Consider the following 16,073-nt stretch of genomic DNA (forward strand, 5'->3'; position numbering starts at 1 on the left):
GCTGATCGACAGCTGAAACGAACGTTATCCGTGTGCGGTTCCGAGGGGAGGACGACCAATGCGTAACGCAAGCGCCGTCGCCGCCGTCGCCCTGCTCGTCGTCCTCGCCGGCTGCGGCGGGCTCGGCGGGGAGATGGCCGGCCCCCTCGGGGCGCCGTCGCCGTCGATCGAGTCCGTCGACGCGCCGGAGTCGCTCGGGCACGACGAGCGGGCGACGATCGAGGCGACCGCGCGGTGGGAGGGCCTCGCGGACGACGGCGGCGACAGCAGTAGCGACGGGGGCGGGAGCGGGGGGTCGGAGAGCCCGAACGCGACGCTCGACCCGGTTCGGGTGACGGTCCGCGTCGGCGACGCGACGCTGCTCGCGGAGAACCGGACTGTCCCCGCGAACGGGACGATGCGGGTGACGGCCGCGGTCGACGCCGCGGCGCTCGACCCGGGCGAACACGAGATCAGGGTGACCGTTGGCGAGGCGAGCGCGACCCGCGCCGTCGTCGTCGAGGAGGCGCGGCCGGCGGCGTTCGCGGTCTCGGACATCGAGGCCCCCGAGAGCGTGGCGTACGGCGAGGACCTCACCGTCACGGCGACCGTGGCGAACGAAGGCGATCTGGCGGGGAACCAGACCGTTCGGATCCGGTACGGGACCGGCGCGAGCGCGAACCGGACCGTGGCGCTCGACGGCGGCGCGGAGGCGGAGGCGTCCGTCACGTTCGCGGACGTGCGGCTCGACGGCGGCGACTACCCGGTCGTCGTGACGACCGCGAACCGGACGCGCGAGCGGACCGTCTCGGTTATCCACCCGAGTCCGTACGGGAAGACGACGCTCGACCTCTACGTCGACGACGAGGCGGTCGACCGGAACGTCTCGGACGTCGTCGCGGCCGCGACGGGCTACTGGGAGCGGAGCGACGAGCGCTACCTCGGCTACCCGGTCGAGTACGAGCGCGTCGGCGACGAAGCGGACGCCGACGTCGTCCTCCGGTTCGATCAGGTAGAGCGGTGCGGCGTGGAGGAGACCAACGAGACGCGGTACTTCGGCTGCGCGGACCTCCTCGTCGACGAGCCGCGGACGCCGATGACCGCGACCGTCGACCCGCGGATCTCCGACGCGGAGATGAACGCGACGATCATCCACGAGCTCGGCCACGTTCAGGGGCTCGAACACGGCGAGGAGCCCGCCGGCCTGATGAGCGCGACGAGCACGCTCGCGACGCACCAGCCGGTGAAGGTCCACCTGCGCGCCGACGACGGCGCGGTCACGGGCCCAGTCGAGGACGAGGTGGCCGCCGCGCTCGATTACTTCGCGGCGCGCGAGGACGTCGCCGGGAGCGACGGGTTCGCGTGGGAGTTCGTCGATAGCGCGCGCGAGGCGCACGTCCAGATCACCTACGACGAGGCCGGCGACGTCTGCTTCTCTGACGGCGGCGGGTCCTGTTCGGTCGCGGGCGAGTACTACGGGCAGGAGGACGTGCGGTTGGAGGAGTTAGACGAGGAGGTCGTCGCGTGGCACGTCGGCGCGTCGCTGGCGCCGGTGCTGTTAGAGGAGGTGCCGCCGGAGCTCACAAGCGAGGCGGACAGGCGTGAGCGGGAGGCGTGGCCGGGATAGAGTTCGGGCGGCGAGCTACTCCCGATACCGCGCTTCGAGTTCGTCGGTGAAGCGGACGTATCGGCGCTCGACGCGTTCGAAGTCCGTCCCGGGGATGAGGATCGATTCCTCCGGTGAGCTGCTGTCGCGCACCGTCTCCTCGACCCGCTCGGTGGTGACGAGTCCCCTCGATTCGAGGCTCTTGATGGCCGTTTCGGCGCTGCCGTCGCTGCCGAGAATTCGGAGTTCTTCCGCGGGGAGGCCCTCCTCGATCATGAACTCGAACGTGTCCCGTTCGATGACCTCGCCCACCTCCAAGACGTCCTCGACGAGTCGTTCCTCGGCGTCGGTCAGCACGGTCGGCTGGTCGTCTGTCGCGATTTCACTTTAGCGTTCGTGCGGGAAGGCGAACGGAGTGCTCCCGTCTCGCCGGGAGAGACTCTCGATCCCGAGCCCAGTTTTGTGTCCCGGGGATCGAACCGTCCGCGGCCCGGGCGTTCGAAAACGGTGTTCGAAGCGACAGAACGCTTATTCCACGGTGACGACTACCACCATCCATGAGTACTGGACGGGAGATCCGCCTGATCGAGGAGGACGAGGGGGGATGGTCGGCGATCGATCAAGAGCTGAACGTCGCCAGCCAAGGTGAGACGCGTGAGGAGGCGCTTTCGAACCTCGACGAGGCGGTCGAACTGACGAAGGAGGCCCGCGAGGCGGACACGAACGCGCCAGAGCCGGACGCTCCCTGGTTCGAGGAATGAGCGGTCCACCGCGAAACTTCTCCGGCCGAGAGATCGTCACCGTCTCACCTCTTTCAATTACCGCAAAGACCGACAGCGCGGAAGCCACGCGATTCTGAAGTACACGAACCCCGACACCGGCGAGGTCCGAACCGTCACCGTCCCGCTACACGACCGGGTGAAGATCGGGACGCTCCAGTCGATCGCGGATCAGTGCGGCGCAGAGGACTTCGACGCGTGGTGTCGCTGGATCGACGAGCATCGCTGACGCTGTCACACGCGAGTTCCTTCTACGCCGCTCACCGCCGGTATCGGCGACCTTGTCGACCGCTGCGTCGCAAGAGAACGAGGAAATGAGGCGACCGGAGGGAATCGAATGGACTCGCGGGGGTCCCGCGAGCGAACGGAGCAAGCGAGTGGGACCACGCGAGGGAACGACTAAGCGAACGAAGTGAGCGCAGGAGTGGACTCGCGGGGATTTGAACCGGAACCAGACGTGCTCGCTCGCGTCGCTCGCTGCGCGCGACTGGTAGGGTTCAAATCCCCGCTCGCTACAGATTTGCGCCGCTCGCGACATTGCTCGCGGCGCAGAATCATGGACTCGCGGGGATTTGAACCCCGGGCCTTCCCCGTGCCAGGGGGATGATCTACCACTGATCTACGAGCCCGCGAACGCATTCGTTCGTTCCGCGGTGAATATCTTAAGGGCTTCGAATCGCGGACCGACGAGGCCGCGCTCCGCCCGCGCTCAGATCCGGTCGGAATCGACGTACACGTCGAGGTCGACGTCGCGCGTCGACCCCTCCAAGTCCTGAACGGCGCGCTCGACGACCCGCTCGGCCTCGTCTCTGATCAGCGGGATCGCCTTCTTCAACACCCAGTCGAACGAGACGAGCCGCGGGAGGTCGAGCGCGTCGGAGCTGGCCGACCCGGGGTCGAACGCGACTTCGAGCGCGACCTCGCAGGGGGCATCGTCGGTCGCGTCCGCGTCGTCGTCGCGCTCGACGCTCTCGGGCGGTGTCACGCGCCAACAGCCGCCGGCGTCGATGTCTTTCGTGATCTCCCAGTCGATCCGCTTCGGCGGGGCGACGCCGGTCACCTCCGAGCGGGCGGTGTAGGAGATCTTCCACCACGCGAACGTGAGCGCGTACTTGGTCCCGGGACCGCCGTCGCCGGTGACGGTTCGGACCTCGCGGAGGTACTCGGAGTAGTTCGCGTACTGCGGGAAATCAAGCAGGAACGCGTACACCTCCTCCGGGTCGGCGTACACCTCCGTACTCACGACGAGTTCGTCCACGTACTGGGGTTCGAGCGGCGCTTATTAAACCGTCCGGCGACCAGATCACTCTCGCTGAGACGAGTCGGTCGCCGCTTCAGGCGTCGAGCTATGGCATTTATAAATGGTAGCTGGTGGATCGGCGTTGAACACCGCCAAAGCCCCAACCGCTCGTTTATAAATAGCTGACAGCAGAACGGCGTTGAACACCTCCAAAGCCCCAACCGCTCGTTTATAAATAGCTGACAGCAGAACGGCGTTGAACACCTCCAAAGCCCCAGCCGCGAGGACGGCGCACGCTCGCTGCGGTCCTCGGTCGCTCGCTTCGCTCGCTCCCTGTGGTCCTTACGTCGCCTGCGCCGTCCTCGCGGCTGCCCCTTTGAGTCCCGCCCCTCTGGAAGACGTTCCTGCTCGCTTCGCTGCGCGGGCTGCGACTTCCGTGCTCCCGCTCGCTTCGCTCGCGGGAACGCACCGCAACCGCACCTCACACCTCCCCAGCCTCGCGGCTCCCTCCGCTTTGCTCCGGTCGCCGCGTCCCTCGCGCGTGCTCCTCGCGGCCGCCGGGGGCGGCCGCTCGCAGGCACGCGCCACCGCACTCGGTCGGTTATTTATAAGAGATCGCCGAGTCGAGTACCGCGATCGTCGGAACCCGGAACGGGCCGCCGAAGCCGCCGGATACATGGGGCCTCCGGCGCTCGTACGCCTATGGCTGCCGACGAGCGCAACGCCTTCGAAGTGTACCGCGACCGGGTGGACCGACCCCTCGGCCGGCTGTTCCGCGAGTACGGGGCCTCGGAGGCCCACTGGCTCGTGATCGGGATGGCCGCCAACGTCGTCGCCCGCGTCGCGGGGCTGATCCCGCCGGTCGTCCTCGGCGTCGCCATCGACGCCGTCTTCACCGGCACCGGGCCCTACACGCTCCCGATCGTCCCCGACGCGTGGCTCCCCACGGAGGCGGGCGCGCAGTTCCGCCTCTCGGTGATCCTCATTTTCGGGTCGTTCATCGTGACGGGCGTGTTCACGTACGTCTACGGCATCGCCGCGAACAACTTCGCCCACCGCGTGATGCACGCGGTCCGCACCGACTCCTTCGACCAGATGCAGCGGCTCGACATGACCTTCTTCGACGACAAACAGACCGGGGAGGTCATGTCTGTCCTCAACAACGACGCCTCGAACCTGGAGGTCTTCTTGGACAACGCCCTCCAGAACTCCGCGCGCCTCGGCGTCATGCTCGTCGGCATCGCCGGCGTCCTCGTCTACTACAACTACGAGCTCGCGGTCGTCACCCTGGCCGCGGTCCCGCTCATGTTCCTCTTCACGCTCTGGTTCATGCGGGCGGTCGAGCCCCGCTACGTCGCGCAGCGCTCGGTCGTCGGCGACCTCAACACCGCCCTCGAAAACGCGCTGTCGGGCGTCGAGTTAGTGAAGACCTCCAACACGGAGGCCCACGAGAGCGAGCGCGTCGAGGACGCCTCCTACTCGTACTTCCAGCGCACGATGGCGATTCTCCGGCTCAACTACGTCTACCGGCCCGGGATGGAGCTGCTCGCCGGGCTCGCCTTCGCCGCTACCTTCGCCGTCGGCGGCTTCTGGCTCGCGAACGGCCCGCCGGGCCCGTTCACGACCGAACTCACCGTCGGCACCTTCGTCACCTTCGTCCTCCTCACCCAGCAGTTCGTCGCCCCGCTCGCGGAGGTGTCGAACATCATCGACCAGTACGAGAACGCCAAGGCCTCCTGCGAGCGCGTGTTCGGCCTGCGCGACATCCCGGTCCGCATCGAGGACGACGACGATGCGGTCGAACTCGGCGGCGGGACGCGGAGCGACGGCGGAAGCCAACAAGGCGGCGGGTCCGACGAGGACGGCGGCGGCGTGACGCCGGCCGGCGACCCCGACCACGGCGGCGTCGCTGGCGCCGTCGAGTACGACGACATCTCCTTCGCGTACCCCGAAAACGCCCTCGTCGACCCCGAAGAGGCTGACGAGGAGGTCCTCAGCGGGGTCTCTTTCACCGCCGAGCCGGGCGACACCGTGGCGCTCGTCGGCCCGACCGGCGCAGGGAAGTCGACGCTGCTCAAGCTCCTGCTCCGGCTGTACGACGTCACCGACGGTGCCATCCGCGTCGACGGCCATGACGTCCGCGACGTGACCGTCGAGAGCCTCCGCTCGTCGGTCGGCTACGTGGCGCAGGACACCACGCTGTTCGACGGCACCATCGCCGAGAACATCCGGTACGGTCGGTTCACGCGGATCGACGAGGCGGGCGCCGAGGGCCTCGACGAGGACGCGGTCCGCAAGCGGGTGATCGAGGCCGCGAAGGCCGCGGAGGCTCACGAGTTCATCGACTCCCTGCCGAACGGCTACGAGACGCGGATCGGCGAGCGCGGCGTGAAGCTCTCCGGCGGCCAGCGCCAGCGGCTCGCCATCGCCCGGGTGGTGCTTCAGGACCCCGCGATCCTGATTCTCGACGAGGCGACCTCGGCGGTCGACACCGAGACGGAGATGCTGATCCAGCGGTCGCTCGACCGACTGGCGGCCGACCGCACCACCTTCGTCATCGCGCACCGCCTCTCGACGGTGACGGACGCCGACACCGCGCTCGTATTGGAGGACGGCGAGGTCGTCGAGCGCGGCACCCATGACGAGCTGCTCGCGGCGGACGGGCTCTACGCGAAGCTGTGGGGCGTTCAGGCCGGCGAGATAGACGAGCTGCCGGAGGAGTTCGTCGAGCGCGCCCGCGAGCGCCACGTCGACCGCGCGGTCGAGCGGGCGACGGAGAGCGAGGTGGACTCGGAGACGCTGGAGTAGCGAACGACTTTTTTCGGAGCCTCAGTCGTCGCTCGACGCCTGTCCGGTCGCGTCGGCGTCGGCGTCCGGCACCGCGGCGGCCGGTGCGGGCGGCTCCTCGCGCACGTCGGCGCCCTTGCCCTCCGCGATGACCTCGGCGTACGCGTCGGGGAAGACGCGGACGAAGTCGTCGAGCGCGGCCTCCCAGTCGTCGAGGAGGTCGGCCGCGCGCTCGCTTTCGGTGTACGCGCGGTGGTTCTCGACGAGGCGGCGGAGCATCCGCTCGTCGGAGTCGTCGAGCGTCTCGGAGACCGACACCATCCCGCGGTTGACGCGGTCGTCGAGGCGGTCGTCGGGGTCGTACACGTACGCGATGCCGCCGGACATCCCGGCCGCGAAGTTGCGGCCGGTGTCGCCGAGGACGGCGACGACGCCGCCGGTCATGTACTCGCAACCGTGGTCGCCGACGCCCTCGACGACCGCCCGGACCCCGGAGTTACGGACGCCGAACCGCTCGCCGGCGACGCCGTTGACGTACATCTCGCCCGCGGTGGCGCCGTACAGACAGACGTTGCCGGCGACGACGTTCTCGGTCGGGTCGTACGCCGCCTCCGGGGGCGTGTCGATCACGAGGCGTCCGCCGGAGAGCCCCTTGCCGACGTAGTCGTTGGCGGCGCCGGACAGCTCCATCGTGATCCCCGGCGCGAGGAACGCGCCGAAGCTCTGGCCCGCCTCGCCGTCGAACCGGCAGGAGATGGTGTCGTCCGGGAGCCCCTCGCCGCCGTGTTCGGAGACGACGCGGTTCGAGAGCGTCGCGCCGACCGCGCGGTCGACGTTGCGGATGTCGCGGGTGAGCGCGACCGGCGCGCCGTCCTCGATGGCGGGCGCGGCCTCGTCGATGAGGTCCCAGTCGAGCAGGTCGTCGATGCCGTCGTGGGCCTGCTCGCGGACCTTCGTGCGGGACTCGCCCGCGGGCTCGGCGATGACCGCCGACAGGTCGAGATGCTTCGCCTTCTCGTGGTCGGTCTCGCGCTGGGCGAGCAGCTCGGGACGACCGATGAACTCCTCAAGCTCGGTGTACCCCTGCTCGGCCATGATCTCCCGGAGCTCCTGCGCGATGAACGTCATGTAGTTGATGACGTGGTCGGGCTGTCCCGGGAACCGCTGGCGGAGGTCCTCGCGCTGGGTGGCGACGCCGACCGGACAGGTGTTCTCGTGGCACTGCCGGGCCATCACGCAGCCCGAGGTGACGAGCGACGCGGTACCGAAAATGTACTCCTCGGCGCCCAGGGCGGCCGCGACGGCGACGTCGCGCCCGGTGCGTAGCCCACCGTCCGCCGACACGCGAATGCGGTCGCGCAGTCCGGTGGCGCGGAGCATCTGGTTCGCCTCGGCGAGCCCGAGCTCCCACGGCAGGCCGGCGTTCTTGATCGACGTCTTCGGCGAGGCGCCGGTACCCCCGTCGTGGCCGGAGACGTGGACGACGTCCGCGTTCGCCTTTGCGACCCCGGCCGCGATGGTACCGATGCCGGCCTCCGACACCAGCTTCACGTTGACGTCGGCCTCGGGGCTGGCGGCCTTCAGGTCGAAGATGAGCTGCTTGAGGTCCTCGATGGAGTAGATGTCGTGTTGCGGGGGCGGCGAGATGAGCCCGACGCCGGGGGTCGAACACCGCACGTGCGCGATCATCTCGTTGACCTTCTTCCCGGGGAGGTGCCCGCCCTCGCCGGGCTTCGACCCCTGCGCCATCTTGATCTGGAGCTCCTCGGCGTTCGCGAGGTACTCCGAGGTGACGCCGAAGCGCCCGGAGGCGACCTGCTTGACGGTACACTCTTTTTCGGTGTCGAACCGCTCGGGCGGTTCGCCGCCCTCGCCGGTGTTGGACTTCGCGCCCAGCCGGTTCATCGCGATGGCGTTGTTCTCGTGGGCCTCCGGCGAGATGCTCCCGAGGCTCATCGCGGCGGTCGAGAAGCGCTCGACGATCGACTCGACGGGCTCGACCTCCTCGACCGGTACCGGGTCGCGGTCGGAGTCGAACTCCAGCAGGCCGCGCAGCGACTGGAGCTCCTCGGTCTGGTCGTTGACCAGCTCGGCGAACTCCTGGTACTGCTCGTAGTCGCCGCCGCGGACCGCCTGCTGGAGCGTACCGACAGTCTGGGGGTTCCAGCCGTGTTTCACGCCCGACGAGCGGTGCTCGTACTCGCCGATCGTCTCCAGCTCGGGGTCGGCGCCGAACGCCATCGCGTGGCGGGTGCGGAGGTCGTCTTCGATCTGCTCGGCCCCGATCCCCTCGGTGCGGATCTCGGTCCCCTCGAAGTACTCGGCAACGAACTCGGAGTCGAGCCCGACCGCCTCGAAGATCTGGGCGCCCTGGTACGACTCCATCGTCGAGATGCCCATCTTCGCCATCGTCTTGAGGAGGCCGTCCTCCAGCGCGTGGCGGTACGCCGCGAGCGCCTCGTTCTCGTCGGCGCCGTCCGGGCCGGCGACCACGTCGGCGATGGAGGCGTACGCGAGGTACGGGTCGACCGCGTCCGCGCCGTAGCCGACGAGCGTCGCGAGGTGGTGGACCTCGTGGGGTTCGCCGGACTCGACGACGACGCCCGCGCGGTTGCGGAGCCCCTTGCGGACGAGGTGGTGGTGGACCGCCCCGGTCGCGAGCAGGCTCGGCACCGCGAGCCGATCCGGTCCGACCGCGCGGTCCGAGAGGACGACGACGTCGGCGCCGTCCTCGATGGCGGCCGCGGCGTCCTCGCGGACCCGGCTGACGGCGTCGACGAGCGATCCGTCGCGGTCGTAGGTGACGTCGACGGTGACGGAGGTGAACCCGGGGCCGGCGGACGCGTCGTCGCCGCCGTCGCGCTCCCCCGGCGTCCGCTCGCCGGGCCCGGGGAGGTCTCGCAGCGCCGTCGTCTCGGCGTCCGTCAGGACCGGCGAGTCAGCGACGATCTGCTCGGCGTGTTCGGGCGTCTCGTCGAGGAGGTTTCGCTGGTTTCCGATTCGGGTCTCCAGCGAGGTGACGAGCTCCTCGCGGATGTAGTCGATCGGCGGGTTCGACACCTGCGCGAACAGCTGCTTGAAGTAGGTGAAGAGGGGGCGGTCGACGTCGGCCAACACCGAGAGCGGCGTGTCGTCGCCCATCGAGCCGACCGGGTCCTTGCCGTCCGTCGCCATCGGCTCGACGAGGTGGTTCAGCGAGTCGGTCGTGTAGCCGAACGCGGCCTGGTGGGCGCGGACGGTGGGTTCCGTCTCATCCGCCTCGCTCGACTCGTCCCCGCCGCCGACGGCGCCGTCGTCGACCCCGGCCGCGACGCCGTCCTCGTCGGTGAGCGCGTCGAGATCGACTTGGCCGTCCTCGACCCATTCGCCGTACTTCTCGTCGGTGAGCTCCTCGAACACCTCGTCGTCGGGGACGATCCGGCCCGCCTCGGGGTCGGCAACGAAGATCTCGCCGGGCTGGAGCCGACCGCGGCGCCGCACGTCGGCGGGCTCGGTCGGGAGCGCGCCGACCTCGCTGCCGACGACGAGGCGGTCGTCGGTCGTCACCTCGTAGCGGCACGGGCGGAGCCCGTTGCGGTCTAAGACGCCGGCGACGCGCTCGCCGTCGAAACCGATGACGAGGGCGGGACCGTCCCACGGCTCGACGAGCGAGGCGTGGTAGTCGTAGAAGTCGGCGCGGTCGTCGTCCATCAGGTCGTCGCCGCGGAACGCCTCCGGGATCAGCATCCGGAGCGCGTGCGGGAGGTCGCGGTCGGTCTGGAGCAGGAGTTCGAGCGCGTTGTCGACGCTGGCGGTGTCGGACTGGTTCGGGTCGTCGATCACCGGCTTGATCGTGTCGAGCTCGGCCCCGAACGCCGGGTGTTCGAGGTCGTTCTCGCGGGCCCGCATCCAGTTGACGTTGCCGCGGATCGTGTTGAACTCGCCGTTGTGGACGATGTTGCGGTACGGGTGCGCGAGGTGCCACGCGCCGAGCGTGTTCGTCGAGAATCGCGCGTGGACCAAGGCGACGTGGCTCGCGAACCGCTCGTCGGTCAGGTCCGGGTAGTAGCCGTCGAGCTGCGAGCCCTTCAGCAGGCCCTTGTAGACGACGCGCTGGCGGTCGAGCGAGCAGACGTAGAAGCGCCCGGCGCCGTCGACCTCGGACACCGCGTTCTCGATCTCGCGGCGGGCGGCGTACAGCGCGCGGTCGAACCCGAGCAGGTCCGGATCGACATCGTCAGACCGATCCTCCTCGCTGGTGAATCGCTGGGCAAGCCCCGCGCCGTCGACGGGCGCGACGAACACCTGCGACACCTCCGGCTCCGAGTCGAGCGCCGTGGCGCCGAGGTCGCTGTTATCGGTCGGGACGGAGCGCCACGCGAGCACCTCCAGCCCGTAGACGGCGCACACCTCGGCGATGACGTCGTGGATCTCCGCCTGGACGCCCGGTTCGGGCGGCATGAACACGGAGCCGACCGCGTACTCCTCCGGAAGGTCGGCGTCGACGACCTCGCGGAAGAACTCGTCCGGACGCGCAACCATGATCCCCGCGCCGTCGCCGGTGTTCTCCTCCGCGCCGGTCGTCCCGCGGTGTTCGAGGTTCTCGAGCAGTTCGACCGCGTCCGTGACGGCCTCGTGCGACGGCGCGCCGTCGAGGTCGACGACCCCGCCGATGCCGCAGTTCGACCGGTCGTCCGTCGGCGCCGCGAGCCCCCTCTCCTGACCCGAGGACTCCGAGTCGCGTACGCCCCGGGTGGTACTACGTGACTTGGTCATACACTCGCGTACGAGTGAACAGTTAAAGGTATGACCCTGATAGGGGTAGGATCCATCGTACACACATTAGGGAATATAAGGTAATTATTCATCACGGGTGGTGACCAGATCACACACCCCTGTATCGATCAGAAATTTCGCACTACGAGCCACATATTGACGGGTCCTACAAGAATTCTCCGCGGTCGTCTCGCTGATTCCGTCCAGAGTGGTAGAACGTCCAGTCGAGAGCTACTCTTCGAGGGGGACGAACGAGCCGTTGATGTCCCACTCGTGGATACAGTAGACGTTGCCGGGTTCGTCCGCGATGCGCCACCCGTCGGCCTCGTCGTCCCACCGCTCATCGCGCCCGCACAGCTCGCACGTGCGCTCCTTCGGCGGTGTAATGGTCACGCTCATACCCGAATAAACGGCACCGGCGAGCAAAAGGATACCGGCGATCGGCGGGACGGCAGACCGCCCGCGGTGAGCCGGTCCGACGGGGGCCCCGCCGACCGCGACCCCGCGATCACGAGCGCCGTCGCGATCACGATCAGCGTCCGCGACGCCGAGCGAGAAGCGACGCGCCCGCCAGCGCCGCGAGCGACGCGGCGGCGTCGAAACCGGGGAGGTCGTACGCGGTCGATCGGATCGGCGCCTCGTCGTACCCGAGGTCGCTCGCGTCGGCCTCGTCCGGGGACGAGTCGCCCGCCGCAGGCGAGTCGGACGGCTCGATCGAGTCGGTGGATTCCGTCGACGTCGCGCCGTCGCGTTCGCCGCCACCCGGGTCGTTCGACCGACCGTTCTCGGAGCGAGACCCGGCCGCCGAGGGGTCGCCCGCGCCGCGCTCACGTCCGCTGGGTCCGAGGAGCTCCGGCGGCCCCGCGGACGGCGGAATCTCCGACTCTCCGGGAGCGATCGAGATGCCCACCCCGGGGCGCGGCGCCGGGCGGTTCGCGTCCGAACCGGGCGACCCTCCGGTCGGACCCGGACCGTCCGCGTCCGTGACGTTACCGGCGCCGGTCGAGTCGGCCGGGCCGACTGGTCCTCCGGATCCGCTCGGGCCGCCGGCCGAGCCGCCGCCGGCCGAACCGCTGCCGCCCGCGCCCGAACTGCCGCTGGCCGAACCGCTGCCGCCCGCGCCCGAACTGCCGCTGGCCGAACCGCTGCCGCCCGCGCCCGAACTGCCGCTGGCCGAACCGCCGCCGGCCGAGCCGACGCTGGCCGAGCCGTCGCTGGCCGAACCGCCGCCGGCCGAACCGCTGCCGCCCGCGCCCGAACCACCGCTGGCCGAGCCGCCGCCGGCCGAACCGCTGCTGGCCGAACCGCCCGCCGAGCCGGTCGATCTCGACGCCTCCGAGTCGGCAGTCGCTTCGGTCGAGTTGTCGCCGCTCTCGGTGTCCGCACCTCCGTCGGTTGGAGCGGCGGCGGCGTAGGTCAACTCGGTCGTCGCGCGGTGCCGGTCGTCCGCCGCGGTCCGACGCAGTCGGTCGTCGTCGACTCGGAACCCGGCCTGGAACGTCGCGCCGGGATCGGGGACCGTCTCGGTGCCGAATGCGCGTTTTCCGTCGGCGACGAGGTACAGGCCCTCCCGGTCGAGGTGGACCGCGGACCCGTTCGGCGTCCGACCGAGCGCGTCGTCGTCGGTGGACTCGTTGCCGTCGTCCGTCCCCGTCGGCGCCACGCCGAACGAGAGTCCGTCAAGGCGGTCGAGGTCCGCACCTCGCTCCAGCGACGCGTTCGCGGCCGCCGGGAGGCCCGTCAGCCCGCTCGCGTTCACGGCGTACACGACGGTGTCGTTCGCGGTCGCGGCCGTGGCCGGCGTGAGCGTTCCGTCGGCAATCGCCTCCCGGACCGCGGTCACGTTTTCGAACTCCCCGGGTGCGACCGACCGTGTGGTGTACGCGGTCAGGTCGCTCGTCGAGCGGGGTTCCACGGTGACCGTCGCGGTGTCGTTGGCGACTTCGGTGCCATGCTCCGACCGCAGCGTGATGTTGTACGTCCCGGGCGAGAGCGGAGCGGTATCGCCCGTGACCGATTCGACGTCGATGCCGGACCCGGTCGTGACGAACTTCGACGGGGATTCGGGCGACGCGTACGTGTTGAGCGTGACTGGTGTCGGACTCGTCTCGGTGGTTGTCAGTTCGAGTGTTGTAGTGGTGCTACTACTCGTATTAGATAATATCAGTTCCAAACTTGGCACACGATGAGACAGAGAGATTCTGATATGATTTCCATACATAGCTTGATTTGAAATATCGCTTAGAGAGATCTCTTTTTTGTGCTTTCCAATAATATGAAATTTCTCTGAGTTTTCTTTTCTTGAGTGAATATGATATGTACCGGAGGAGAGCAGTGACGTATTATAGCCGACTTGATCTGAATTGTTTAATCGAGTTCCCACAGACACTACGCGAGTTGTGTTGTCCTCGTTTAGTCTGTGTAATTCAACTTCTTCCGCATTTAACGAAGAGTTAAAATAGATCATTTGACCAGAGTATACAGGTGTTTCCAGTGAGTGATTGGGCTTGATTTGAACAGCCTCTGAGTTAGACCCGTCTTTGCGGATAGAATCTATTGAGATCACGCCAGCATCTGCGACACCATCAGAAACAAAGTGATTATTCAGGTCAGAGTTCCGCAGTAATTCAGAATCTTTTGGGGAAATCCAATCCCCAGCGCTATGTCCACATGCCAACTGAATGGCCGCCGCATAGCGATTACTTCGGAAAATACCACTTCCGTCACTTGTAGTATTAAAATAAAGTTTAACGTCTTCATTCCATCCAGTTAGTACTCTTGAACTAGCAACAGCCTCGTTATGTCGGATGTGTCCAGTTGAGTTGACTGGATATAATGAAACCAAAAATGGGGTTTCATCCTCAATTGCGTCAGAAACTTTAGCACTGGAGACTGTGATACTATCTGTTTTTGGGTTATCATAAGAAAGATTAGAAAAATCAATACCAGCATTTACTATCCGTCCCTCGTCGGCTGACAACGCTGAATTAGTTATGTTAGTAGGAAGGGAGTCCCCAATACCGCGGTCAGAAATCCCAGAAGTAGAGTTCGCAATCAGATATCCCCTAACATCTCCCCCCGGATAGGATGTACCAACGGAAACTGTTTCCTTTGTCTTGAGGACACTTTTCGGAAGTCGTCGAATACCGATTATCTCATTATCATCACCACGTGTAATGAAAAGAGTCGAGTTTGTGTTGCCGCTGATATCATCGATTGTTATGCCGATAGTTGTGCGACTATCTTGATGTAATTGAGGTGAGCCGGTAGCCTGATTATGAATTTCAATTGTACCATCGATTATCTTGAACGAATCTGTACTTGTTCCTGCCATAGATTCTATAGAAGAGAAATCAGAGTTGTTTGTGACAGTAATATTATATTGTAAATTGGTTGATTTTTGAACATTGCTTGTATCCATTCCAGATATTTGAGCAGAGCCAATCTGGATTGAGCGACTCGATCTATTTGGACGGATAGTTGCTGTTAGAAGCGTCTTATTCTCAGATTTCACCTGTGTGGTGTTAATTACAGATCCATTTTGAATATTCTTAATAGACATTGAGGCCGAGGATGTATTGGCTCCCCTTGACTCAATACTAGCTAAATTCACAGATAATCTGATCTTGTTCGTAGTATCTTTCTGATTTGGGAGTAGTATCTCTATATTGCTAATATTTTGTTCAGACTGATCTATTCGAATAGTGTCTGGGTCGCCGGTCTTATTTAAAACAGGTTTATAATCATAAGTTTGAGCTCCGGCCGTAGTCACTCCCAATGATAAAACCACAGCACCCACCACGACACAGACCACGACGCCGACCCACAACCATTGAAGCGATTGCATCCGGATCATAGCGAACGAGCCACGGATGCCAGAGCGGTCGCTCTCGGGGCGGCGCGGCGTCAGTAGCCGACCGGGACCCGTGAAGCGGCTCTTGTCACACCGCGGGATCTGTCACTCGGGTTGATCACTTATAAGTGACTTACGGACGCGAAAGCTTCCGTTCGGAGAAATAATCGCATGACTGCGTCGCCTCGTAACCGGGTCGTGGCCGGAGATTCGTGCGGGACGACCGAAACCTGAGGGAGAGAAGAGCGAGGAGGGGAGTCGCCGGGGCGGGTCAGTGTTCGACCGCTTCCATCATCGAGAGCAACTGCTCGCGCTGGGACGCCTGTTCCGGGTGCACGCCGACCATCGCGATCGCGTCTTCGCTGTCCGCGCCGTCCGCGGTGTGTTGGACGGTAGCGATGTACAGGAGAACGGGGACGTCTTCGACGGATCCGCTCGAGCTGTCCGTCCCCTCGACGTCGGCGCTGATCGTCGTCTCGAAGACCGGGATGGTGGCCTCTTCGCCGAGGATCGTCCGGGTCTCCTCGCCGCGCTCCTCGACGTCGTCCGTTTGGATGTCGGCGTTGCCGCCGCCGACGTCCTGCTGATTGATCTGGTTGAGAAGCCGTCGGATGAGGTCCGCACCCTGCACCCTGACCAGCGGATTGACCGACTGTCCGGCGACGGAGGCGTTCGGCGTACTCGCCACGAACAGCGCCGACTGGGTCGTCGAGTTGGTGTACCGGGCGACCCACGTCGTCGCCGTGACCTTCGCGTTCACGCCAGTGACGTTGAACTCGCGGTCGATGGTGTACGACTCCGGATCCTCCCCGGAGTAGCCCTCCGCGTACGCGGACTCGGGAACGCGCGCCGGTTCCGCGTCGAACTCGTAGCTCCCGTCCTCGCCGGCGCATCCGGCGATAGCGACCGAGGTCGACGCCGCGAGTGCCGCGAGCAGTCCACGTCGTTTCATGTGTTCCAGTAGGTCTACACAGTTCTTTAAGCCTATCGACGCGGCTATCGGTCGCGAGAACCCCGCAGCCGAAGGCACAAAGTTCACGTCGGGCCGCGCGCGACGTGAGGCAAATGGAACGA

Annotated in this window: 10 protein-coding genes, 1 tRNA gene and 1 pseudogene; 4 read left to right on the forward strand and 8 right to left on the reverse strand. The window is 66.1% G+C overall.

The features are described from left to right. Positions 1-58: 58 nt before the first annotated feature. Entirely contained in the window at positions 59-1,606 is a 1,548-nt protein-coding gene (locus J7656_RS11805; RefSeq protein ID WP_211553397.1) for a matrixin family metalloprotease, read from the forward strand. Between the two features lie 15 nt (positions 1,607-1,621). Here the strand turns inward: J7656_RS11805 and J7656_RS11810 are convergent, their stop codons facing one another. Then, positions 1,622-1,942: a hypothetical protein gene (locus J7656_RS11810; RefSeq protein WP_211553399.1), complete on the reverse strand. Its 321-nt coding sequence runs from the start codon at positions 1,940-1,942 to the stop codon at positions 1,622-1,624. Positions 1,943-2,142: 200 nt separating this feature from the next. Here J7656_RS11810 and J7656_RS11815 point away from each other — a divergent pair, with 200 nt between their 5' ends. Together J7656_RS11815 and J7656_RS11820 are read left to right on the forward strand one after the other, a co-directional pair. Continuing rightward, the gene (locus tag J7656_RS11815) at positions 2,143-2,346 is read left to right on the forward strand and encodes a type II toxin-antitoxin system HicB family antitoxin (RefSeq protein ID WP_017342706.1); all 204 of its coding nucleotides are present in this window, start codon (positions 2,143-2,145) and stop codon (positions 2,344-2,346) included. Further along, positions 2,343-2,593: pseudogene (locus tag J7656_RS11820) on the forward strand (type II toxin-antitoxin system HicA family toxin). Before J7656_RS11815 ends, J7656_RS11820 begins: the two are co-directional and overlap by 4 nt. 328 nt (positions 2,594-2,921) lie before the next feature. Here the strand turns inward: J7656_RS11820 and J7656_RS11825 are convergent. The 3 genes from J7656_RS11825 to J7656_RS11835 all read right to left on the reverse strand — a co-directional run bounded on the left by J7656_RS11825 (position 2,922) and on the right by J7656_RS11835 (position 3,868). After that, positions 2,922-2,993, reverse strand: a tRNA-Ala gene (locus J7656_RS11825). An 80-nt stretch (positions 2,994-3,073) separates the two neighbouring features. Continuing rightward, positions 3,074-3,622, reverse strand: coding sequence for an SRPBCC family protein (locus J7656_RS11830; RefSeq protein ID WP_211553400.1), 549 nt, complete (start codon positions 3,620-3,622; stop codon positions 3,074-3,076). Positions 3,623-3,667: 45 nt separating this feature from the next. Beyond that, positions 3,668-3,868 (reverse strand): hypothetical protein, encoded by a 201-nt coding sequence (locus J7656_RS11835; RefSeq protein ID WP_249191462.1) that lies wholly within the window; start codon positions 3,866-3,868, stop codon positions 3,668-3,670. A gap of 438 nt (positions 3,869-4,306) precedes the next feature. On the opposite strand from J7656_RS11835, the gene J7656_RS11840 reads away from it, so the two are divergent. Next, positions 4,307-6,412 carry an ABC transporter ATP-binding protein gene (locus J7656_RS11840; RefSeq protein ID WP_211553401.1) on the forward strand — a complete coding sequence of 702 codons (2,106 nt, stop codon included), beginning with the start codon at positions 4,307-4,309 and terminating at the stop codon, positions 6,410-6,412. A 21-nt stretch (positions 6,413-6,433) separates the two neighbouring features. Here J7656_RS11840 and gltB read toward each other — a convergent pair whose 3' ends face one another. The 4 genes from gltB to J7656_RS11860 all read right to left on the reverse strand — a co-directional run bounded on the left by gltB (position 6,434) and on the right by J7656_RS11860 (position 15,951). Next, on the reverse strand, positions 6,434-11,146 hold the full coding sequence (gltB, locus tag J7656_RS11845; protein ID WP_211553402.1) for a glutamate synthase large subunit: 4,713 nt from the start codon (positions 11,144-11,146) through the stop codon (positions 6,434-6,436). Between the two features lie 231 nt (positions 11,147-11,377). Then, on the reverse strand, positions 11,378-11,545 hold the full coding sequence (locus J7656_RS11850) for an HEWD family protein (RefSeq protein ID WP_004598333.1): 168 nt from the start codon (positions 11,543-11,545) through the stop codon (positions 11,378-11,380). Positions 11,546-11,678: 133 nt separating this feature from the next. Further along, positions 11,679-13,268, reverse strand: coding sequence for a hypothetical protein (locus tag J7656_RS11855; RefSeq protein WP_211554578.1), 1,590 nt, complete (start codon positions 13,266-13,268; stop codon positions 11,679-11,681). A gap of 2,002 nt (positions 13,269-15,270) precedes the next feature. Next, positions 15,271-15,951 carry a DUF6517 family protein gene (locus J7656_RS11860; protein ID WP_211553403.1) on the reverse strand — a complete coding sequence of 227 codons (681 nt, stop codon included), beginning with the start codon at positions 15,949-15,951 and terminating at the stop codon, positions 15,271-15,273. Positions 15,952-16,073: the final 122 nt, after the last annotated feature.

The organism is Halorubrum ruber, assembly GCF_018228765.1.
In the GTDB taxonomy this organism is placed as follows: domain Archaea; phylum Halobacteriota; class Halobacteria; order Halobacteriales; family Haloferacaceae; genus Halorubrum; species Halorubrum ruber.